The organism is Sphingomonas bisphenolicum (genome assembly GCF_024349785.1).
Classification (GTDB): domain Bacteria; phylum Pseudomonadota; class Alphaproteobacteria; order Sphingomonadales; family Sphingomonadaceae; genus Sphingobium; species Sphingobium bisphenolicum.
In genome coordinates, this window is record NZ_AP018818.1 from 811589 (window position 1) to 833493 (window position 21905).

Consider the following 21905-nt stretch of genomic DNA (forward strand, 5'->3'; position numbering starts at 1 on the left):
GGCGCTAAACCCTCAAAATTTCGGTCAGTTTCGCGCGGGCGCGATAGAGGCGGGTTTCGACCGCCTTTTCCGTGACGCCCAGCACCTGCGCCGCGTCCGCCTGGCTCATCTGCTCGATCGTGCGGAGGAGGAGGACGTCCCTGAGATTGGCGGGCAGGCCGGCGATGGCAGCGTTGATGCGCGCGACTTCGCGATGGGAATGGGCGGCTTCCTCCGGCGTGGCGTCGGGCGCGGCGATATCGAGCGCGTCGTCGAGCGGTTTGGCGAAGGCGAAGAAGCGCCGCACCGTTCGGCGACGCGCCCAGTCGCGGCATTTGTTGAGCGCGATGCGCGCGATCCAGACGCGGAACGGGCGAGCGCCATCATAGCGGGCGAGCGCGGCGAAAGCGGCGACGAAGGTTTCCTGCGTGATGTCGAGCGCCTCATCGCCATCGCCGACATGGCCGCGAGCGAGGCGCCAGACGGCGTCGCGGTGGCGCGCCATCAACGCGCCATAGGCGGACTGATGCCCCGCCAGCGCGCGGGTAGCAAGCGTCCGGTCGTCGGGTTCGGAGTCGGCCGCACTCACCGGGCGGGCTGGGTCAGCGCCTTGACGATGGCGGCGTCGAATTGCGCCGCCTGATCGGGCCGCAGCACGCCGCGCATCGCGAAGATGTGCTGGAGCGTTTCCTTTTGCAGTTGCCCCATGACATGATGCGAGCGGTCGACCGCTTCGGCCACTTTGGGGCCATAGCCATGTTCGCCCTCGATCGCGGCGGCGAGCCGCTCATTGTCGGCGCGCATTTCCGCCTCCAGTGCTTCGCGCCGGGTGGCGAACGCGGCTTCCAGTGCGTGAATGCGCTGTTCCTGCGCGGCGTCGAGCGTCATCCGCTGGTGCAGCAGGGCGTGGACTTCGCTTTCCACCCGCGGCGTCGGCGCGAGCCAGGTGCGCGCGACCAGCACCGCCGCCAGCGCGGCGGCGAAGGCGACCAGCGCTACCAGCGCGTAGCGGCGCAGGGTCACTGGCCGAGCAGGCGCGACGGCGCATAGTCGGACATGCCGATCGGCATGGGCGCAGCCTGCGCCGGCGCAGCGGGCAGGATGCTGCCGGCCCAGCCGATGCCGATCGCGAGCAGGCCGGCGAGCGCCAGGCTGCGCCGCGCCGTCATTCGGTCGCGCCGTTCGGCGAGCCCGCCCATCACCGCGGCGTCCATGTCCGCAAGCCGCGCATCGGTCGGCATCGCGCGCACCGTGCCCAGCAACTGATCCAGATCGGTCATCATCGTCTCCATCCTCATTCCCGCATACGCGCGGGGGACGTGCATCCCTCATGGCATGAGGCGTAAAAATTATGCGCATGGGGCGAGGGGTCCGGCAAGTCCATGCGTAAATCCCCCTGATACCCCCTGTCCCACCCATTTGTTGGAGATGCCGATATGACCCGCCTGTTCCTGACCGCCGCCGCTGCTTTCGCCCTGACCCTGCCGGGCGTTGCGATCGCGCACAGCAAGCTTGTGTCGTCCACCCCCGCGGCCAATGCGACCGTGGCCAAGCCGACCAAGCTGAGTCTGACCTTTTCCGAAACCTTCCTGGCGCCGATGAGCGGCGCGGAACTCGTGATGACCGGGATGCCGGGCATGAGCGACCATCCCGCGATGCCGATCAAGGGTTTCAAGACCGCGGTCGACGGCAAGACCATGACCCTGACCTTCCCCCGCGCGCTGCCCGCCGGCAGCTATGACCTGAAATGGCATATCGTCGGCGCCGACCAGCATAAGATGGAAGGCGGCTACAGCTTCAAGGTCAAGTAAGCCGTCATGATCGAGGGGGTTTTGATCGGGGCGCGGCTTGCGCTGATGCTCGACCTTGCCCTGCTCATGGGCCTGCCACTCTTCTGGCGGGTCATGGGCATGGCGGGGCGGGGCGGCCTGTTGGTGGCGTTGGCCCTGGGCGGTATGGCGCTGTCTGCGCTATGGCTGTTCGCCAGCGTCGCGGCGATGACCGGCGTGTCGATCCTGTCCCCCGATTGGCCGACGGCGGTCATATTGCTGACCATGACGCCGATCGGGCCGGTGCTGGCGGTGCGCGGTGGTGCGTTGCTGCTGGCGTTGTTGTTCGCAGCCGCCAGTCGCCCGCGTTTGACCGCGATCCCGGCAGCCGTAGCGGCCGCTACGCTGGCGTGGACCGGGCATGCCGGAGCGACGGAGGCGATGGCGGGGACGATCCATCGGGTCGCCGACGTGGCGCATATCTGGGCGGCGGCGGGATGGATCGGGGCGTTGGCGGTGCTGCTGCACGCCATTTTCACGCTGCGGCCGACCACGGCCGAGACGGCGCGCGTGGCCGCCATGCTGTCCCGCTTTGCCCTGATGGGGACGCTGATCGTCGCGACCTTGGTCGTGAGCGGTACGATCAATGGCGTGATGATCGTCGGCCTGGCGCAGTTGCCCGATCTGGTCGGGAGCCTTTATGGATGGCTGCTGGGCGCGAAGCTGGCGCTGTTCGCGCTGATGCTGGGGCTGGCGGCGGTCAATCGCTGGCGCCTGACGCCAGCGCTGGAGAGCGGGACGCCGCAGCGCGCGATCGCGCATCTGCGGCTGTCGCTGCTGATCGAAACAAGCGCGGCCATCGCCATTATCGGACTTGTGGCCTGGCTGGGGACGCTCGATCCGATGGGGTGATCGCCATAGCACCGCGTGCTCCCGCCTCCGCGGGAACAGCGGGCGCTTAAGGCTGCTCAGGCCGGGCGGTAGATGCAATAGACCTTCTTCACATGGACCTGGCTGTTCCAGCTACAACTGGCGCCCTGTTCCACCAGGAAGATATCGCCCTTGTCGAACGTGCCTTCCGCGCCGTCTTCGTCGACAAAGGTCACGCTGCCATCGAGCAGATACATGAGTTCATAATGAGGGTAGAACATCGCGCGGCGATGATAGGGCGTGGAATCCCAGGTGCCGACCATGAATTCGCCGTCTTCCGATTTATAATCGCCATGGTTGCGGCATTGGGGTGTCGGGCCGACAAGCAGTTCGGCGAGCGGCGCGCCCGACGGTTCGAGCGGCGCGTCGATATCGACCGGGATGATCGCGCCGTCGCCAGCAGGGCCGCCGGTGCGGCGCATGAAGAGCAGGCGCGTCTCGGCGTCGGCCGTCCAGGTGCAAGCCGCGCCGTCGCGTAGGAGGAGGCTGTCGCCTTCGGCCAGAACGATGGTCTTGTCACCCTGTTCGATACGCACCGCGCCCGATGCGACGATGATGAATTCTTCGGCCGGCATCTTTGCCACTTCGCCTGCCCCGTGCGGCAACGCGATGAGGCCCACGCTGATCGGTCCCTCCGCCAGCGACAGGTCGGTACGCGCGGTCAGGAAAGGATCGCCCGAGGTCACGGCGGCGACGGTATCGGCCGCCCAGGCGCGCAGGTCGATGAAGGAACGGGTGCGGGTTTGGGTTGCGGTGCTGGTCATGCCGGCCTTCCTTGGATGGGTCAGAAGGCGGCAGGATATCCGGTGTGCGCGGCACTATGCGCCAAGAGCGCGGCGCGCGGCCGTGCGCCCTGCCGTTTGCCGCGGGTTCGGCCGCTACAACTGCCGCAGCGCGCGCGCGGGGCGAACCGACATGAGCGGGATCGCGCCAGCGAGGCCGATGCCCAATGTCAGCAGCGCACCGCCGCCCAGCGTCGCCAGCACTATCGGCCAGTCGGGCGACCAGCTGAAGTCGAAGATGCGCACGATCACGAACCAGGCCGCGGTGGTACCGAGCGCCAGCGCAACCAGCGCCAGCATCGACGCGAGCAGGCCATATTCGAGCGCCTGTCCCGCCAATATCTGCCAGCGGGTCGCGCCCAGCGTCTTCAGGATGACGCTGTCATAGCTGCGGGCCTGGCGCGAGGCGGCGATCGCGCCGACCAGCACGGCGATGCCCGCGAGGATCGCGACCGAGGCGGCGGCGACGATCGCGCGCGACATCTGGGTCATGATCGTGCCGACCTGATCGATGACGTCGCCGACCGCGATCACCGATATGCCGGGGAAGGCCGACAGGAGCGCGCGGGTCATGCCGCCGTCGTGGCGCGCGTCCATGGTGATCGTCGCGGTCAGGCTGTGCGGCGCGGCGGCCAGCGCATTGGGCGAGAAGACGAGGACATAGTTGAAGCCCATCGTGTCCCAGTTGACCTTGCGCAGCGACGCGATACGCGCCGTGATCTCACGCCCCAATATGCTGACGGTCAGCGTGTCACCGATGCCGATATTCATGACCTTCGCCGCTTCCTCATCGAGCGAGACGAGCGGCGGGCCGGCATAGGCGCGCGGCCACCATTGGCCGGCGACCAGATCGCTACCCTGCGGCAGGGCGGTGCTGTAGGTGACGCCGCGTTCGCCGCGCAGGAACCAGGCGCCTTCGGGCAATGCCTTGAGGTCGGCGACCCGCTGGCCGCGATAGGCGACGATCGTGCCACGCAGCGATGGCACGATGTTGAGCTGCGCTTCGGGCGCCTGTTCGAGGGCGATGGCACGGAAGCGGTCGACCTGCGCCGACGGAATGTCGAGGATGAACTGGTTGGGCGCTTTTTCCGGCACGACATTACGGATTTCGCTGTCCAGGCTGGTCTGGATGCCCGCCAGCGTCACAAACAGGGTGAGGGCGAGGCCGAGCGCGACGATGAGCGCAGCGGTCTGCGCGCCGGGGCGGTGGAGATTGGCGACGGCAAGCCGCAGCAGCGGACGGCGCGGGCGCGGTGCCAGAAGGGCGAGGCGTCGCACCGCCCAGCCAAGACCCAGCAGCAGGAGCAGGACGGCTGCGGTGGCGCCCAGCACGGCAGCGGAGAAGAGCGGTTCGCGCGCGGTCAGTAGCGCGAGGGCGACGAGCAGCACGCCAGCTCCGGCCATGGCGAGAAGACTGCGCCGATCGGTGCCGCCGCGCATTTCGACGGCGCCGCGGAAGATGGCGGCGGCCGGCTGGGTGCGGGCGCGGCCGAGCGGCGGGACGGTGAAGAGGAAGGCGATGAGCAGGCCATAGGCGGCGCTGGTCAGTAGCGGCACAGGATGGAGGCGGAAGCCGGGGCTGACCGGCAGCACGTCGCCCGCCAGCGCGACGATCAGCGGCGGCAAGAGCGCGCCGACGATCAGGCCCGTCACGATGCCCAGCGCAGCCACCGCGCCGACCTGCATCCGGTAGATGCGGCCGATGTCGGTCGAAGTCGCGCCCAGCACCTTCAAGGTGGCGATACCGCCGCGCTTGGCGGCGAGATAGGAGGCGACGCCGTTGCTGACGCCGATGCCGGCGATGACCAGCGCGGCGAGGCCGATCAGCGACAGGAACTGCCCCATCCGATCGATGAAGCGGTTCGCGCCGGGCGCGGCGCGATCCCGGTCCTTGAAGGTCCAGCCGTCGGCATCGTGCGCCTTTTCCATGTCGGCGCGCACGGTCGCGGCGTCGAAACGGGGGGCGAGGCGGATGCGATATTTGGCGGAATAGAGGCTGCCGGGCTGGATCAGGCCGGTGCGGCGCAGGCCGTCGAGCGAGGCGATGGCGACGGGGCCGAGGGTGAATCCTTCGCCGAGGCGATCGGGTTCGTCGGCAATGATGCCGGCTATCGTGAAGCTGGCCGTGCCATAGCGCAACCGGTCGCCGGGGCGGACGTCCAGCCGATCCGCCAAGGCGTCGCCGATCAGGATCTGGTCGGGATCGAGCGGGCGGTACGTGGCATTGCGCAGGGTGAGCGCGCCATAGAGAGGATAGAGGGTATCGACGCCCTTGAGTTCAGTCAGGACGGCGGGCGGGGCGTTCCCCCTCCCCTGCCCGTCCCGCTGCGCCATGGCGCGCAGGCGGATGGTTTCGCTGAGCGTGCCAAGCTGGCGGAAGGCTTCCTTGTCGCCAAGGCGGGCTTCGCGCTGGGTCATGGCGATTTCGATGTCACCGCCCAGCAGAGTGCGGCCCCGGTCGCTCAATTCCTGCGTGATCGCCGCAGTCAGGCTGCCGATCGCGGCGAGTGTCGCGACGCCCAGGAACAGGCAGAGGAAGAGCAGCCGCAGGCCGCGAAAGCCGATGTGCAGGTCGCGCCGGGCGATGCGCCAGCTTGCGCCCCAGCCGATGGCGTTCATGCGGCGCGATCCGACGCGATGAGGCCATCGCGCATCTCTACGATCCGGCCACAGCGCTGCGCCAACACCGGATCATGGGTGATGATGACCAGGGTCGCACCCGCCGCCTGCTGCCGTTCGAACAACAGGTCCATGATCGTCGCGCCGGTGGTGGCGTCGAGATTGCCGGTCGGCTCGTCGGCGAAGAGCAGGGTCGGGCGCGGCGCGACGGCGCGGGCGATGGCGACGCGCTGCTGCTCACCGCCCGACAGTTGCGCGGGATAATGGTCCAGCCGGTGGCCGAGGCCCACGGCGCGCAATTCGTCGGCTGCGCGATCGAAGGCATCGGCATGGCCCGCCAGTTCCAGCGGCACGGCGACATTTTCATGCGCCGTCATGGTGGGGAGCAGATGGAAGCTTTGCAGGATGATGCCGATGCGGCCGCGCCGGGCGCGGGCCAGCGCATCTTCGTCCAGCGCACCGAAATCGACGCCGCCCACGCTGACGCTGCCGCCGCTGGCGCGTTCGAGGCCCGACAGCACCGCCATCAGCGAGCTTTTGCCCGATCCTGATGCGCCCAGGATCGCCAGGCTTTCGCCGCGCAAGATGGTGAGATCGACACCCTTGAGGATCGCCACCGGCGCATCGCGCGTTCCAAGCGAAAGGGTGACATCCTGCGCGCGGATCGCGATAGTGGCGGGATCGATGGGCAAATGCATGAAGAAGGAGCGCTCCTTGGCGGGCAGGTGGATGCAATATGGGGCGTTGGCGTTGTTTGTCCAACTGGCGGTGGCCTGTTCGGACAAAACACCAGTCCCGCCCCCGGCGGGTAACGACCAGCCGGTCGCCAATGCCGCCGCCGCGGCGACACCGGCTGCCGATGAGCGGCTGATCGTCGCGTTCGGCGACAGCCTTTATGCCGGCTATAATCTGGATCAGGGCAAGGGATTGGCCCCGGTGCTGGAAGCGGCGCTCAAAGCGCGCGGGGTGAAGGCGCGGGTGGTCAATGCCGGCGTGTCGGGCGACACGACCGCGGCGGGCCTCACGCGGCTGGCCTTCACGCTCGACGGCCTGCCGCGCCAGCCCGACCTGGTGCTGGTCGGCCTGGGCGGCAACGATATGCTGCGCGGGCTTGCTCCCGCCGAGACGCGGACCAATCTGGACGCGATCCTGGCGGAACTGAAGAAGCGCGGCATCCCGGTGCTGCTGACGGGCATGATGGCGTCGCCCAATATGGGGCCGGACTATGCCGCAGCATTCAACCCCATTTTCCCCGATCTGGCGCGCAAATATGATGCGACGCTTTATCCCTTCATGCTGGACGGGGTGATCGGCGACCGGGCGCTGCAACTGCCCGACGGCATCCACCCCAATGACAAGGGCGTAACCGTCATCGTCGGCAAGCTGGCGCCGGTGGTTGCCGGGGCATTGCCATCGTGACGGAGCGGATCAGGGTCGGCCTGATCGGCTATGGCATGGCGGGGCGCGTCTTTCATGTGCCCCTGATCCGCGCCGCGCCCGCGCTGGAACTGGCGGCGATCGTCACCAGCCGGGCGGAAGAGGTCGCGGCGCTCGACCCGGCGATCCGTTGCGTGGCGACGACGGGCGCGTTGCTGGCCGACCCGTCGATACAAGCGGTGGTGGTTGCTACACCGAGTGCAACACATGCCGCGATTGCAGCGGATGCGCTGCGGGCGGGCAAGCATGTGGTGGTGGACAAGCCCTTCGCCCTGTCGCTGGCCGAGGCGCGCGCGCTGGCGGCGCTGGCCCGGACGAGCGGGCGGCAATTGGCGGTGTTTCACAATCGCCGGTTCGACAGCGACTATCTGAGCGTCCGGGCCGCCATAGAAGAGGGCGCGATCGGGCGGGTGACGCATTGCGAATCCCATTTCGACCGTTTTCGGCCGGAGGTGCGGGATCGCTGGCGCGAGGATGGGTCGGCCGGATCGGGCGTATGGTTCGACCTGGGGCCGCATCTGGTCGATCAGGCGCTGGCGCTGTTCGGGCGTCCGCTGGCGGTGAGCGCCGACATCGTGGCGCTGCGCCCTGGATCGGTCGCGGACGATTGGGCGCAAGTGGTGTTGCGCTATGACGGAATGCGGGTCGTCCTGCACGCCAGCCTGCATGCGCCCGATGCCGCGGGCGGCGGCAGTCCGCGTTTCGCCGTGCATGGGGACAAGGGATCGCTGATCAAACGGCGGCTCGATCCGCAGGAGGGGCAGTTGATCGCCGGGATGCGGCCGGATGATGCCGGATGGGGCATCGACACCGATCCGGTCGAAGTGCATGACGGTGCCGGCGGGATGGCGCTGCGTCCGGCGGCGAGGGGATGCCAGGAACAATTTTATCGGCAGATGGCCGAGTCATGGGCGACTGGGAGCGCGCCGCCGATTTCGCTGGACGAGGCAGTGGCGGTGCAGGAAGTCATCGAGGCGGCGTTGTTGTCGGCGCGCGCGGAACGGGTGGTGACGCTGCCGCTGCCCTGAAGGACGGGAGAATAGAAATGGCTTTGCCCTTGCGAGTCGTGCTGTTGGCCGCTGCCCTGACGGCGCCTGTCGCCAGCGCGCGGTCGGACATGGCGCCAGTCGTCGCCATCGCGGATGGCGCGTTGCGCGGGGTGAACGAAGAGGGCGTTGTCGCCTTCAAGGGCATTCCCTTCGCTGCGCCGCCGGTGGGCGACCTGCGCTGGCGTGCGCCCCAGCCGGTCAAGCGCTGGCAGGGCGTGCGCGACGCCAGCCGCTATGGCCATGACTGTATGCAGCTCCCCTTCCCCAGCGACGCCGCGCCGCTCGGCACGCCACCGGCGGAGGATTGCCTTTTTATGAATTTGTGGAAGCCGCAGGGGCGGAGCGCCAAGCTGCCGGTGATGGTGTGGATCTATGGCGGAGGCTTCGTCAATGGCGGGTCGTCGCCGCCGACCTATGCGGGGGCGGCGCTGGCGCGGCAGGGCATCATGGTGGTGAGCTTCAACTATCGGCTCGGCCGCTTCGGCACCTTCGCTCATCCCGCGCTGACCAGAGCGGATGCAGATGGCGGACGACAGGCCAATTATGGCTATATGGACCAGATCGCGGCGCTGCGCTGGGTGCGGGACAATATCGCGGCGTTCGGCGGCGACCCGGCCAATGTCACTATCATCGGCGAAAGCGCGGGCGGCATGTCGGTCCATGCGCTGTTGACGTCGCCGATGGCGCAGGGGCTGTTCCACAAGGCGGTGATCCAGTCGGGTGGTCCGATGCCGATGGGCGACGCCACGCTGGCGGGGGCCGAAGCGATCGGCGCTGCGTTCGGGCAGGAGAAGGGCATCGCGCCCGACGACCCGCAGGCGCTGGCGCAGTTACGGGCGCTTCCCGCAGATGCCGTGGTCGACGGGCTGAATCTGGCCGCGCTGTTTGCGCCCGGCCCGCGCACCCATAGCAGTCCGATCGCCGACGGCCGGGTCGCGGTCGACAGCCTGGCTGCCTATCGAGCGGGCCGCTTCGCCAAAGTGCCGGTGATGATCGGCGCAACCAGCGACGATATTGGCGGGCCGACCGGGCCGATGGTGGCGGGCGCCCGCACGATGGCGCGGATGTTCGCGCAACAAGGCGTGCCGACCTATCCTTACCGCTTTTCCTATGTCGCACAGGCGCTGCGGAACGCGGAGACGAAAGGCGCGGGCCATGCCAGCGAAATCCCCTATTTCTTCGATACGGTCGCGGTAAAATATGGGACCGCGACGACGGAGGCCGATCGGGGGATAGGGCGAATCGCCAGCCACTATCTGGTGAATTTCGTCCGCACGGGCGATCCCAATGGCGCCGGTCTGCCGCGCTGGCGTCGTTACGATCCCGACACGCCGGCGATGATGGATATCGGCGCGCAGGATAGCGCCAAGGCAGTCAAGAATCCTTGAGATCGAGGCGTACGCCAACGTGCTATCACAGCCAATTGATCGTGCTTTCAGAATCCTTGCAGCGTGTTATCGGACTGTCATCAACGTGTGATCGGATTGCACGGCTTGTCCCCGACTCGTATCATTTAACGGCTTTTTTGATCCGAACCGAGCGGCTAACCCCTCTAATCCCTCAATAAAATCCCTAAAGCCGCGTTACCCCAAGGCCAACCCTATGGTTAGAGGTTTGATGGCTGCCAGCTGGCTCCAATCCGTTTCCCTTGCGGCATGGCCCATGGTTGTCTTTTGATGCACCGCAGCAGAGGGAGGACGCTTCCTTCGCCATACTCTCTCCCGGGTTTGACTTTGACGAGAAATTGAGCGCATAAAACGCGAACCAATTTATCGTCATGATTCGGGTATGAGGGGCGCCATGTCGTTTACCGTGAACACGCTGCGCAACGTCACGACCGCTTGCCAGCAAATGCGGGATCATATTAAGACGATCGTGTTCCGTCCCGATGCGCACAAGACCCTCGATATCACCTTCGGCCCCACTGTGGCCGCGGAGCTGATCGGGCGCACGCCGGAGGCCCTGGCCAAGGCGGAAGCCAAGGGGCGCCTGCCGCAGCCCAAGCAACTGCCCAATGGCCGCCGCTTCTATACGCTGGAAGACCTGACCCAGATCCGCGAAGCGCTGGGCATCCATGTCGGCAAGCAGCCGGACGAGGATGCGGTCGTGCTGGCGGTGCAGAATTTCAAGGGCGGCGTCGGCAAGAGCACGATCACCAAGCATCTGGCCGATTATCTCGCGCTGCATGGCTATCGCGTGCTGGTGATCGACTGCGATCCGCAGGCATCGACTACAACCATGTTCGACATCCAGCCCGAAACGCTGATCGACGACGACCAGACGCTAGGCGCGTTTCTGTCCCCGCGCAGCACCTTCAGCAACTTCGCCGAAACCATCCGCGACACGCCCTGGCCGACGATCAAGATCGTGCCGTCCAGCCTGGGATTGCAGGATGCAGAATGGGATTTGACCTCGACTCTGCGCGAAGGCGGGCAGGCCGTGCGTGAGAGTCTCCAGGCGCTGCGCATCGGCATCGCCAGCGTGACCAAGGATTTCGACGTCATCCTGCTCGATCCGCCGCCAGCCATGGGCTTCCTCGGCCTCAACGTTATGGCCGCCGCGACCGGATTGCTGATCCCGGTGCCGGCGCGCCAGCTCGATTATCTGTCGACCATCCATTTCATGGACACGATCGCGGACAATATCGAAATCCTGGAGCAAAATGGCACACCGGTCAATTACGGCTTCATCCGCGTGGTCTGTTCGACCTTTTCCCCCAGCAAGCCTGGCGAGAACGACATGTGGCGGATCATGCAGGCCACTTATGCCGGGCTGCTGCTGGGACAACCGATCCTCGCGTCGGAAGAAATCAAGAATGCGACGCAGGCGTTCCGCTCCATCTATGAATCCAAGCCGTCGGCCTCGCACCAGACCTATACGCGATGTCGCGACAATCTGGATGCCGTGTTCGGTGAAGTCGAACAGCAGATTCGCCAGCAATGGTCGTCTACCAGCCTGACCGGCACCGACGCTGGCGTGAGTGTGGCGGCATGAGCCGGCGGTCCCTGATCAGCGAAGCGCTGGCCGCCGTCGCCAATGAACCGACTCCGCTCGCTCCTACCGAAGCGGACGCCACAGCGGCAGCGGCAGGGCGCGTCAATTTCACCAACAAGCGGCTGGAAGCCTTCGGTGAGGCGGCGCGGATCGTGAAGCGGCCGACCATAAGGTTGAAGCCGGCGGAATGTTCGATCTGGCCGGGCAATGCGCGCGACTACACGCTGCTGGACGAACATCGTCTGCGCAGCCTGATCGATTCGATTCTGGCGGAAGGCGGCAACCGTATTCCCGCGGTGGTGCGGCGCACGCCCAACGGCCCCCTGCCCTATGAGCTGGTCACGGGAACGCGGCGGCACTGGGCGATCAGCTGGCTCAACAGCAATCATTATCCCGATATCGATTTGATCGCGATCATCGAGGATCTGGACGATGAAGCGGCCTTCCGCCTCGCGGATATAGAAAATCGCGAGCGGGAGGATATTTCCGACCTGGAACGTGGCCTGAATTATAAGGCGGCGGTCGATCGCTTCTATGGCGGCGTCCAGTTGCGGATGGCCGAGCGGCTGAAAATCTCCAAGTCGCAGCTATCGCGCTATATTGCGCTGACGGACATCCCGCCCTTCCTGGTGAGCGCCTTCCATTCGCCGATGGATTTGCAGGCCAAATATGGCGAGAAGCTTCTGCCGCTGCTGCGCGATCCGGCAAGCCGGACGAAGCTGGAGGCCGCGGCTGATCAGATCGCGTCCGAGCAGAGCTTCCGTCGATCGGGGGATGAGCAGCCGATCAGCGGCGTCGAAGTGATGGGACGGTTGCTCAAGGCCGTGACCGTGAAGGGCCGCGTGCAAAAGGCGTCCATCGCGGCCGGCAATGGCAAGGCGATCGGCGAGGTGGTGAAGGATCAGCAGAAGATATTGACGTTGTCGCTGACGCCATCCGATCTGTCGACCGATGCGATATTGGAAGCGTTGCGTCCGGTGATCGACGCGGCGCGCATCCGCAATGCGAAACGACGCTGACGAGCTGACCATAAGCGGACGAAAAGCTGAAAATAGAGGAATAATCTTTATATTTCAGAATGTTATATTAATTTCCCCCCGGGGGGACAGCGGGAACGGGATGGCATAGTGGGGAATGAGGGCGAACTCAAGACGGCGCTGAAGGAGCGCAAGGTCCAGTTCGAAATGTTCTTCACCCTGCCTGATTTCAGCGATATTTCGCTGCGTGATTATCAAGAGACGATGCAGCGTCCCTTCTTCAGCCTGTCGAAGCGCAAGCGGGTGAAGCCGATCGAATATGTCAGTCCCGACAAGTCGGTGACCGTCCATGTCTCGGCCAATCCGACCTACGGCATGGCGACGATCTGGGACGCGGATATCATGATCTATCTGGCGTCGCATCTGAACGAGCTGCGCGAGCGGGGACTGAATGATCTGTCGCCCGTCATTCGCCTTCAGCCCGGCGACCTGCTCAAGCGCATCTGTTGGGGCACCAGCGGCCGGGCCTATGAGCGGTTGGTGAGTGCCCTCGACCGATTGCAGGCGACGACGATCAAGACCAATATCCGGGCCAGCGCCAAGAGCCGGGAAACGACCTTCTCCTGGATCGACAGCTATACCCACCTGGTTGACGAGCGGACGGAACGATCGCTGGGTATGGAAATCACCCTGTCCAAATGGTTCTTCGACGGGGTGATGGACAAGCGCAATGTGCTGGCCATATCACCGCTCTATTTCGAGATCACCAGTGGGCTGGGCAAGTGGCTCTATCGTGCGTCGCGCAAACATGCCGGCGGCAACGGCGCCGACGGCTTCGTCATCGGCTTCGAAACCTTGCACCAGAAGAGTGGCAGTGAGAGCAGCTATCCGGTGTTCAAGCGCAAGCTGCTCGACCTCGCTCGCGCGAACGAATTGCCGGACATAAGCCTGGAAGTCGTCAATCCCGATAGCACGAAGCCCAAGATGCGGATGGTGATGCGCCGACATATGACGGAACGGCTCCGTACGGGACGCAACGGTCCCCTCCCCTCCCCGCCTGCGCCCGATACGGGCGACGGCGATGAGATGATCGATCCCCGCCAAGCCATGAGGCTGATCGCACAGGCGGCTGGCGAATTGCGCAGCCCCGGTGCGGACAAAAGCAAGGCGCGTCGCGCAGCGACTGCGAGCGGACGTGCCGGCGAGATATTGGACGCCGAGGTTCATGCGGCGATCCGCAGCGATTTCCCCGGCTGGGACTATGACGAGTTGATGCGGCGTTTCGATGCCTTTCTCGGCGCCAATCCGCATGAACTGCCACGCAATTATTCGAAGCGGTTCTACGGCTTCGTAAAGGAACATCATCGGCGCAACAAATATAAGCTGCGTTCCTGATTGTCGCCCGTCAACGTGTTTTCAGAATCATATATTCTTCTCATTTGATCCTCCAACGGTGTGGCGGCGCATTGGCCTGCCGGGGTCGACCTGGATCAATAATCCGAGGAAAAGCGTGCGTCCTGGCATAAGGCTAAACACCAGCCGGACAAAGGCGCGTTGATGCGATCATCGATCTGCCCGTGATTCTGAAAACACGATGGTCGATTGATACGCACGCGAGAAGGCCCCTTCCCTGTCCGAGCGTTTCCGATGGGATCGACATTTTACGAACTTGCCAGGCATGAATATGGGTCTGTCCTAAGTGACAGATGTTCATCATGCCCCGACATGGCGTTCCGACGTGTTTCTGGATATGGGTACCGTCGATCGAGCAGCAACCTGCCGCCGCATCGATCCGTCGAGCGGGATCGAACGTTCCCGAAATTGGACTGCGAATCGAAACCGTCCCGGGGGTGGAGGCAGCCTGTATATTTGGTGACGACCGCCCACGCCATCTAGAATTCGGCTCGGATGGAGAACAAAAACGGAAACTTCGAATGGTGGCCGTAGGAGCGGCTCTGGGCGCGATTCCGCTTCCGGCATATAATCCTATGCCTATGGCTGCAAATGGCGCTCAGCGGGCTTCTGGCGAGGTCGTTTTTTCAGACGTCCGACCAAAGATCCACGGCTTGCGGATCGGCCAGCGGATCCGGCGATGCTGCAGGGTGGCGAATATGGGTCACCGGGATGGCATAATGGCGGTAGCTGCTCTGCCCCGTGCGCTCCACGAGCAGTCCGGCGTCGGTCGCGATGCTCAGCAATTTGATCGCCCCGGCCGAGGTCACGCCGAGTTGGCGGGTGACGAGCGTGCTGCTGACGACGGGCCGCGACATCGCAAGCATCAGCACCTCCTTCAGGCGACCGGGCCGACGGCGTGATGCGATATAGGTCGCAGCTCGCTCAGCATAGATACGCAGTCGCGCTTCCTGATCGAGATGGTTCCGGGCGCCCAGCGCAATGGCCTGGAGCCAAAGGCGGTCCAGTTGGGACTGCCCAGCGATTTTCCAGGCGGCGCCGCTGACTTGAAAGCCCAGCGCAACGAGGCCGCCGAAGGATGCATCCCACCGGCCCGGACCGTTGCGATCACCGATCAGGAAACTGGCGACAACATCCCCTCGACCGATCGGCGCGCGTCGCCGCCATGCCAGCGCCAGATGGGCGCCATGGATCAGGGGAGGGGCGGGGGGCAAGGCGGCCGCTTCCGCCTGCCATTGCGCCACGCGCGGCCGAATGTCCGCGATCGACAGGCCGGGCGTCGCCCATCGGCCGGCGCTAGCGGGCGCATCATCCACGCCCAGCCAATCGAGCAGGCCGATGCTGTCGGTGCGTAGCGTGTCGAGCGCCACCGGCGCGCCGACGGCCTGCCGCCAATGGGTAAGATCGAAGGGTGCGCCGCCGATGCTGCCACGGCCATCGACGGTGAATGCGTTTGCCTCAACCGATGTGGAGTCGATCCACGCCAGGGCCTGGCGTTCGGCAATGAAGCATCGTATCTTCCAAGGGCGGCGTACCGGACTGAGCCGCCGTCTCTCCTCGATCCGCGCCAGCGCAGCCTGGGCGTCGGCATAAAGGGATAGAAGAGGGGTATCGCTCTCCATCCCATGTTGGAGATATCTGTCAGACGACGATTCATCCATAAATATCGATATCCATAATATATTGATGTAAATCAGTTATATAGCCCAATATATTAAACGATAATGGCGTTTAGGCTAGTCCAGTCCTACATTCGATCGGGGCGATCGCCAATCCTCCATCTTTCGAACAGATTGGCGCAGGCGCCCGACCCGCCTATGCCGGGGCATGTCCATCGCCATCCTTTTGGCCATTCTCTATGCCGCGCTGCTGTTCGGCGGCGCTGCATTGGCCCACCGCTATCGCGCCCGGTTGAGCGGATCGCGCTGGCGTATCCATGCCTATGGGCTGGCGCTGGCCGTCTATTGCACCAGCTGGACCTATTTCGGTGCGGTCGGGAGTGCGGCGACGGGCGGGTGGGACTATCTGCCCATCTATCTCGGACCGGCGCTGGTGATGGCGCTGGGCGGGCGTTTCCTGCGCCGGCTGCATGTCGAGGTGCATCGTGACGGCGCAACTTCGATCTCCGACTTCATCGGGTCTCGCTTCGGCAAGAGCCGCGCGATCGCGGCGCTGGTCACGATCATCCTGCTGTTCGGCACCATTCCCTATGTCGCGCTGCAATTGCGGTCGGTCGCCTTCAGCTTTGCGCTGGTGTCGCATACGCCCGAGAGCACGGCGCCACTGATCGGCGCGTCGGCCGGGCTGGCGCTGTTCGCGATCCTGTTCGGCGCGCGCCGCTATCAGGTGGCGGGGCAGAATGAGGCGATCCTGTTCGCGGTGGCGACGGAGTCGGTGTTGAAACTCGTGGCGCTGTTGCTGGTGGCAGGTCTGGCCGGATGGCTGCTGTGGAGGATTCCGACAGCGCAAGTGGGAACGGGGATCGCCGTCTTTCGCAGCGGCTTTTCGCCGGGGCGGCTGGATGGCGATTTCATCGTCACGACGCTGCTGTCGATGCTCACGATCATCTGCATGCCGCGGCACTTCTTCGTCAGCATCATGGAGGCGCGGGGAGTCGACGACATATTGCGCGCGCGCTGGGGGTTCATCGCCTATCTGCTGGTGACGGTGCTGGCGGTGTTGCCGATCGCTGCCGCGGGCCTGGCCCTGTTAGGCGAAGGAAGCGCGCCGGATCTGTTCGTCCTCAGCCTGCCGCAGCATTTCGATTTTCCGGGGCTTGCGCTGCTGGTCTTCTTCGGTGGCCTCTCGGCGGCGATGGCGATGGTGGTGACGGAAGTCGTCGCGATCTCCAGCATGATCTCCAATGACCTGTTCGCGCCGATCCTGCTGCGTCGCGCCACGGGCCGTGCGCATATGGGCGAACGACTGCTGTGGATAAGGCGCAGCGCGATTGTCGCGCTGGTCGTCGCCGCCACCCTCTACGCCATGGCGACGCCGTCGACGACCCGGCTCGCTTCGGTCGGGCTGATCGCTTTCGTCGCGATCGCGCAATGCGCGCCCGCGCTGATCTTCGCCGTCTATCGGCCCCACAATGACGCGATGGCGGGCGGGGCCGGGTTGGCGACCGGCTTTGCGATCTGGATGGGAACATTGTTCCTGCCGGCCGTAGATCTGCTGCCCAACTGGCTCGACCGCTGGAACGGCGTGAACGCAGTCACGCTTGGCACGGTCATCAGCCTGGGTGGCAATCTCCTGGCCTATATGTTCGTGTCCGCGCGCGGGGTGAGCGCCGCCGCCTTGGTCCGGCAGCGGGGTATCGCACCGATCGGGACGATGGCGGCGCTGGGCGACCTCGTGACGCGCTTCGTCGGGAGCGAAGCGGTCGCCGACGCCTTTGGCGGCCAGCATCTGGAAGAACGGCCGATCGATCGCAGCAGCGCGCGCGCGGCCGAACGGTTGATCGGCAGCGTAGTGGGGGCGTCCTCCGCCCGCGCGATCATGGCATCGGCCATTTCAGGACAGGGCATGGGCTTTGCCGACGTGGCGCAGATGCTGGATGCGTCAGGCCAGTCGCTGCATTTCTCGCAGGGTCTGCTTGCCGCGACGTTGGAAAATATCGATGTCGGCGTCAGCGTGATAGACCGCGATCTCCGGCTGGTGGCGTGGAACAGCCGCTATCTCGACCTATTTCGTTACGAACATGGAATGATAAGAGTGGGGGTGCCGGTCGCAGAGCTGATCCGCTTCAATGCAGAACGGGGCGATTGCGGTCCCGGCGAGGTGGAAGATCATGTCACCCGGCGCCTCGGTCACATGCGCAGCCGCAAGCCGCATAGTTTCGAGCGGCACCGCACCGATGGTCGCGTCATCAAGACGGTCGGCGGGGCGATGCCCGATGGTGGCTATGTCATGAGCTTCACCGACATCACGATCGAGGCGCAGGCCCGGGCCGCGACCGAGACGGCGCGGCGCGATCTGGAACGGGCGGTAGCGCGGCGGACGGCGCAACTGTCCGACGTCAATGCGCAGCTGGCGGCGGCGATGGCGGACAAGACGCGATTCCTGGCGGCGGCGAGCCATGACCTGTTGCAGCCGCTCCATGCCGCGATGCTCTTTTCCGCCGCGTTGCGCCGACGGCTGGACGAGCCGGAACAGGCGATGCTGGCGCGGCTCGACCGATCGATCGAGGCCGCCAACGACCTGTTGCGCGCGCTGCTCGACATATCGAAGCTGGACGCGGGCGGGATCACGCCGCAACCGACTCGTTTCGCCGCGCGGACGATACTGGTCGATGTGGTCGAAAGCCTGCGGCCATTGGCGGCAGAGAAGGGGCTGTCGCTGCGTGTGGGGGCAGGGGATGGCTGGGTGGAGACGGACCGGTCGCTGCTGCGGTCGATCGTCCAGAATTTCGTAAGCAACGCGATCCGCTATACCGAACGAGGCGGCATCGTCGTCGCGGCGCGGCGGCGCGGCGGGCATATGCGGATCGAGGTGCGCGACAGCGGCATCGGCATCGCGCCCGACAAGCTGGACATCATCTTCCGCGAATTCGAGCGGCTGGGGCGTGGGAGCGAGAATGGCATCGGCCTGGGGCTGGCGATCGTGGAGCGCTCCGCCGCGCTGATCGGCGCGAAGGTGGGCGTGTGGTCGCAGGAGGGCAGGGGGAGCTGTTTTGCGATCGGCCTGCCGCGGATCGAGGCAGTAGACGCGAGGCCATTGCCGCCCGAGGGAGCGGTGACGCGGGAAACGAAGTGCCTGCGGCTGCTGGTAGTGGATGACGACAGCGCCAATCGCGCGGCTATGCGCGCTGCCCTGGAGGCCATGGGCCACACATGCATGACGGCATCGGGATATGGCGAGGCGCTGGCCGTGACCGGGACGCTTGACGGCGCGCTGGTGGATTTTGCGTTGGGCGACGAGCGTGACGGGATCGCGCTGATCGAGGCGCTGCGCGGACAGCGCCGGCATCTGCAGGTAGCGCTGGTGACGGCGGAGCAGGGCGTACATATGCTGGAGCGGGCGCGGGAGCGGGGCATTGCGATATTGGCCAAGCCGCTGGGCGGGGCGGTGCTGGACCAGTGGATCGCCGGTCTGGGACAGGACGGACCAGGTTCAGTATGAACGGTCCTGTCAAAGACCGCGCCGAGCGACTTGGTGCGCGACATAGACGGCAACGCCTGTCTTTGACGCCATAAAGAAGAAGGGGTGAACGGGAATGGAGGCGCTACCGGCCCGCACCCAGACCCAGCGCGCGCGCGGCCAGCGCTGCCTGGGTGCGGTTTTGCACGCCCAGTTTGGCGAGGATCGTGGTCATGTGCGACTTGATCGTGGATTCCGCGACGCCCAGATCAAAGGCGATCTGCTTGTTGAGACGACCATCGAGCACGCCCAGCAGGACGCGCAACTGGGTGGGGGTAAGCGCGGCGACCTTGTCGGCCATGGCGTCCGTTTCGCCGGCGGGCAGGGACGGCGGGCTTTGGCCGCCGAGCGCCGCGGCGATCGCTTCCTCCATGACCGATAGCGGCTGGTCCTTGCCGATGAAGCCGACCGCGCCATAGCGGCGGGCTTCGGGCGAGGCGATCTGCGCCTCCGCGCTGGAGATGACGAGAATGGGGACGGAGGGGCGTTCGGCATGGAGCAGGGCGACGCCCGAAAATCCGGCCGATCCAGGCATTTTGAGGTCGAGCAGGACGAGCAGCAGGTCGCTGGTCGCGCTTGACACCTCGACGGCGCGGTCCAGCGTCGCGGCTTCGATGATGCGGGCCTGGGGCGCGACCGCTTCCACCGCCATGACCAGGGCCTGACGAAAGAGCGGATGATCGTCCGCCACCAATATCGCGCCGTTTGTCGTCAGCGTCGGGTTCCTCTCCGAGCGGCCATCTGGCCGATCTGCCACCGCCCGGAATAGGGACTTGCCCCGAGCGGGGCAAGTTCTTTCGATCAGGCGTTGGCGAGTTGGCTGTCGGCGATCAGCTTGTCGACCACTGACGGATCGGCCAGAGTCGATATATCGCCCAATGCGCCGGTTTCCCCTTCCGCGATCTTGCGCAGGATGCGGCGCATGATCTTGCCCGATCGGGTCTTGGGCAGCCCTGGGGCGAACTGGATGATGTCGGGCGTGGCGATCGGTCCGATTTCGTTGCGGACCCAGGCGACCAGCAGCTTGCGCAATTCGTCCGACGGCTCCTCGTTCGCGTTGAGCGTCACATAGGCATAGATGCCCTGGCCCTTGATCAGGTGCGGCATCCCCACGACGGCGGCTTCGGCGACCTTGGCATGGGCGACCAGCGCGCTTTCGACCTCCGCCGTGCCCATACGGTGCCCCGACACGTTGATGACGTCATCCACCCGCCCGGTGATCCAATAATAGCCGTCCGCGTCGCGACGGGCGCCGTCGCCGGTGAAATAGCGGCCCGGATAGGTGGTGAAATAGGTCTGGAAGAAACGCGCATGGTCGCCATAGACGGTGCGCATCTGGCCCGGCCAGCTTTTGGCGATGCAGAGATTGCCTTCCGTCGCGCCCGCCAGCTCCTTGCCTTCGGCATCGACCAGCAGGGGGTGGACGCCGAACAGCGGCGTCGTGGCGGAGCCGGGCTTCAGGTCGGTCGCGCCGGGCAGGGGGGCGATCAATATGCCGCCGGTTTCCGTCTGCCACCAGGTGTCGACGATCGGGCAGCGGCCTTCGCCGACGACGCGATGATACCATTCCCAGGCTTCGGGATTGATCGGTTCGCCGACGCTGCCCAGGATGCGGAGGGACGCGCGGCCGGCCGCCTGCACATAGGCGTCGCCTTCGCGCATCAGCGCGCGGAGCGCAGTGGGGGCGGTGTAGAATATCGACACGTTCCACTTGTCGCATACCTGCCAGAAGCGGCTATGGTCCGGATAGTTGGGGACGCCTTCGAACATCAGGGTGGTCGCGCCATTGGCGAGCGGACCGTAGACGACATAGCTGTGGCCGGTGACCCAGCCGATGTCGGCGGTGCACCAATAGACCTCGCCGGGGCGATAGTCGAACACATGTTCATGCGTCATCGACGCCCAGAGCAGATAGCCGCCGGTCGTGTGCAACACCCCCTTGGGCGTGCCGGTGGAGCCGGAGGTGTAGAGGATGAAGAGCGGGTCTTCGGCGCCCATGGCTTCGGGCGCATGGTCGGTGGCGGCGGCGTCGCGGGCGGGGCCGTAGAAGAGATCGCGGCCTTCCACCATATTGACGTCGGCGCCGGTGCGCTGGACGACGATGACCTTTTCGACCGAACTGCAATGGGCGAGCGCAGCATCGACATTGGCCTTGAGCGCCACCCGCTTGCCGCCGCGCAGCCCTTCGTCGGCGGTGACGACCAGGCGGGAGTCGCAGTCGCGAATGCGGCTGGCGAGGCTGTCGGGGGAGAAGCCGGCGAAGACGATCGAATGAACCGCGCCGATGCGGGTGCAGGCCAGCATGGCGAAGGCGGCTTCGGGGATCATCGGCAGATAGAGGGTGACCCGGTCGCCGCGCCGGACGCCATGGCTTTTGAGCACATGGGCGAAGCGGCAGACTTCCTCATGCATCTGGGCGTAGGTGATGACGCGGCTGTCGGCGGGATCATCCCCTTCCCAGATGATCGCGGGCTGATCGCCGCGTGTCTCCAGATGGCGGTCGATGCAGTTGGCGCTGACGTTGAGCTGGCCGTCGGCGAACCAGCTAATGCCGAAATCGGATTCATTGAAGCTGCTCTCGTCGACTTTGGTGAAGGGCGTTATCCAGTCGAGCCGCTGTGCCTGTTGCCGCCAGAATGTGTCGGGATCGGACGCGGCCAGCGCATGCATGGCGGCGGCAGTCGATGCGGTGATGCGGGCGTCGGCAGCCAGGGCGGCAGGGACGGGGTATAGCGTTTCGCTCATATGGTGAGAACCTCTCCAAGCTCTTTCGACCTAGCCTAACGCATGAGGGCGGGGGCGGCATCCTCGACTAAA

At 65.4% G+C, this 21905-nt stretch carries 18 protein-coding genes; 9 read left to right on the top strand and 9 right to left on the bottom strand.

Annotation, left to right across the window (positions count from 1 at the left end; all coding sequences use genetic code 11):
* Nucleotides 1–4 precede the first annotated feature (4 nt).
* From SBA_RS22095 to SBA_RS22105, 3 genes are read right to left on the bottom strand one after another with little or no spacing between them, the layout of a single operon-like run.
* Nucleotides 5–568 carry an RNA polymerase sigma factor gene (locus SBA_RS22095; protein ID WP_261937040.1) on the bottom strand — a complete coding sequence of 188 codons (564 nt, stop codon included), beginning with the start codon at nucleotides 566–568 and terminating at the stop codon, nucleotides 5–7.
* A complete protein-coding gene (locus tag SBA_RS22100; RefSeq protein WP_066609119.1) occupies nucleotides 565–1002 on the bottom strand; it encodes a periplasmic heavy metal sensor in 438 nt (145 codons plus the stop codon). The genes SBA_RS22095 and SBA_RS22100 overlap by 4 nt, the downstream gene beginning before the upstream one ends.
* Nucleotides 999–1262 (bottom strand): hypothetical protein, encoded by a 264-nt coding sequence (locus tag SBA_RS22105; protein ID WP_224550897.1) that lies wholly within the window; start codon nucleotides 1260–1262, stop codon nucleotides 999–1001. The genes SBA_RS22100 and SBA_RS22105 overlap by 4 nt, the downstream gene beginning before the upstream one ends.
* 153 nt (nucleotides 1263–1415) lie before the next feature.
* On the opposite strand from SBA_RS22105, the gene copC reads away from it, so the two are divergent.
* Both copC and copD read left to right on the top strand, forming a co-directional pair.
* Nucleotides 1416–1790, top strand: a complete 375-nt coding sequence (gene copC / locus SBA_RS22110) for a copper homeostasis periplasmic binding protein CopC (RefSeq protein ID WP_224550898.1) — start codon at nucleotides 1416–1418, stop codon at nucleotides 1788–1790.
* A 6-nt stretch (nucleotides 1791–1796) separates the two neighbouring features.
* Entirely contained in the window at nucleotides 1797–2660 is an 864-nt protein-coding gene (gene copD / locus SBA_RS22115) for a copper homeostasis membrane protein CopD (protein WP_261937041.1), read from the top strand.
* Between the two features lie 56 nt (nucleotides 2661–2716).
* Here copD and SBA_RS22120 read toward each other — a convergent pair whose 3' ends face one another.
* The 3 genes from SBA_RS22120 to SBA_RS22130 form a co-directional block, all read right to left on the bottom strand.
* Nucleotides 2717–3442: a cupin domain-containing protein gene (locus SBA_RS22120; protein WP_261937042.1), complete on the bottom strand. Its 726-nt coding sequence runs from the start codon at nucleotides 3440–3442 to the stop codon at nucleotides 2717–2719.
* Nucleotides 3443–3556: 114 nt separating this feature from the next.
* Nucleotides 3557–6079: an ABC transporter permease gene (locus SBA_RS22125; protein WP_261937043.1), complete on the bottom strand. Its 2523-nt coding sequence runs from the start codon at nucleotides 6077–6079 to the stop codon at nucleotides 3557–3559.
* Nucleotides 6076–6777 (bottom strand): ABC transporter ATP-binding protein, encoded by a 702-nt coding sequence (locus tag SBA_RS22130; protein ID WP_261937044.1) that lies wholly within the window; start codon nucleotides 6775–6777, stop codon nucleotides 6076–6078. Before SBA_RS22130 ends, SBA_RS22125 begins: the two co-directional genes overlap by 4 nt.
* On the opposite strand from SBA_RS22130, the gene SBA_RS22135 reads away from it, so the two are divergent.
* The 6 genes from SBA_RS22135 to SBA_RS22160 all read left to right on the top strand — a co-directional run bounded on the left by SBA_RS22135 (nucleotide 6776) and on the right by SBA_RS22160 (nucleotide 13931).
* Complete coding sequence (locus tag SBA_RS22135) at nucleotides 6776–7498, top strand: arylesterase (protein ID WP_261937045.1); 723 nt, start codon at nucleotides 6776–6778, stop codon at nucleotides 7496–7498. The genes SBA_RS22130 and SBA_RS22135 overlap by 2 nt on opposite strands.
* The gene (locus SBA_RS22140) at nucleotides 7495–8544 is read left to right on the top strand and encodes an oxidoreductase (RefSeq protein WP_261937046.1); all 1050 of its coding nucleotides are present in this window, start codon (nucleotides 7495–7497) and stop codon (nucleotides 8542–8544) included. The genes SBA_RS22135 and SBA_RS22140 overlap by 4 nt, the downstream gene beginning before the upstream one ends.
* Nucleotides 8545–8561: 17 nt before the next feature.
* Nucleotides 8562–9953: a carboxylesterase/lipase family protein gene (locus tag SBA_RS22145; RefSeq protein ID WP_390902477.1), complete on the top strand. Its 1392-nt coding sequence runs from the start codon at nucleotides 8562–8564 to the stop codon at nucleotides 9951–9953.
* Nucleotides 9954–10365: 412 nt separating this feature from the next.
* On the top strand, nucleotides 10366–11559 hold the full coding sequence (locus tag SBA_RS22150; protein ID WP_261937047.1) for an AAA family ATPase: 1194 nt from the start codon (nucleotides 10366–10368) through the stop codon (nucleotides 11557–11559).
* Nucleotides 11556–12578, top strand: a complete 1023-nt coding sequence (locus SBA_RS22155) for a ParB/RepB/Spo0J family partition protein (protein ID WP_261937048.1) — start codon at nucleotides 11556–11558, stop codon at nucleotides 12576–12578. The genes SBA_RS22150 and SBA_RS22155 overlap by 4 nt, the downstream gene beginning before the upstream one ends.
* A gap of 165 nt (nucleotides 12579–12743) precedes the next feature.
* Complete coding sequence (locus SBA_RS22160; RefSeq protein WP_390902492.1) at nucleotides 12744–13931, top strand: replication initiator protein A; 1188 nt, start codon at nucleotides 12744–12746, stop codon at nucleotides 13929–13931.
* Between the two features lie 644 nt (nucleotides 13932–14575).
* On the opposite strand, the gene SBA_RS22165 is transcribed toward SBA_RS22160, so the two are convergent.
* Nucleotides 14576–15571 carry a helix-turn-helix domain-containing protein gene (locus tag SBA_RS22165; protein WP_261937050.1) on the bottom strand — a complete coding sequence of 332 codons (996 nt, stop codon included), beginning with the start codon at nucleotides 15569–15571 and terminating at the stop codon, nucleotides 14576–14578.
* A 205-nt stretch (nucleotides 15572–15776) separates the two neighbouring features.
* Between SBA_RS22165 and SBA_RS22170 the strand changes: the two genes are divergently transcribed.
* Nucleotides 15777–19070, top strand: coding sequence for a PAS domain-containing hybrid sensor histidine kinase/response regulator (locus SBA_RS22170; protein WP_261937051.1), 3294 nt, complete (start codon nucleotides 15777–15779; stop codon nucleotides 19068–19070).
* Nucleotides 19071–19173: 103 nt separating this feature from the next.
* Here the strand turns inward: SBA_RS22170 and SBA_RS22175 are convergent, their stop codons facing one another.
* Together SBA_RS22175 and acs are read right to left on the bottom strand one after the other, a co-directional pair.
* On the bottom strand, nucleotides 19174–19740 hold the full coding sequence (locus SBA_RS22175) for a LuxR C-terminal-related transcriptional regulator (protein WP_261937493.1): 567 nt from the start codon (nucleotides 19738–19740) through the stop codon (nucleotides 19174–19176).
* A 149-nt stretch (nucleotides 19741–19889) separates the two neighbouring features.
* On the bottom strand, nucleotides 19890–21833 hold the full coding sequence (gene acs / locus SBA_RS22180) for an acetate--CoA ligase (protein ID WP_261937052.1): 1944 nt from the start codon (nucleotides 21831–21833) through the stop codon (nucleotides 19890–19892).
* Between the last annotated feature and the right edge of the window lie 72 nt (nucleotides 21834–21905).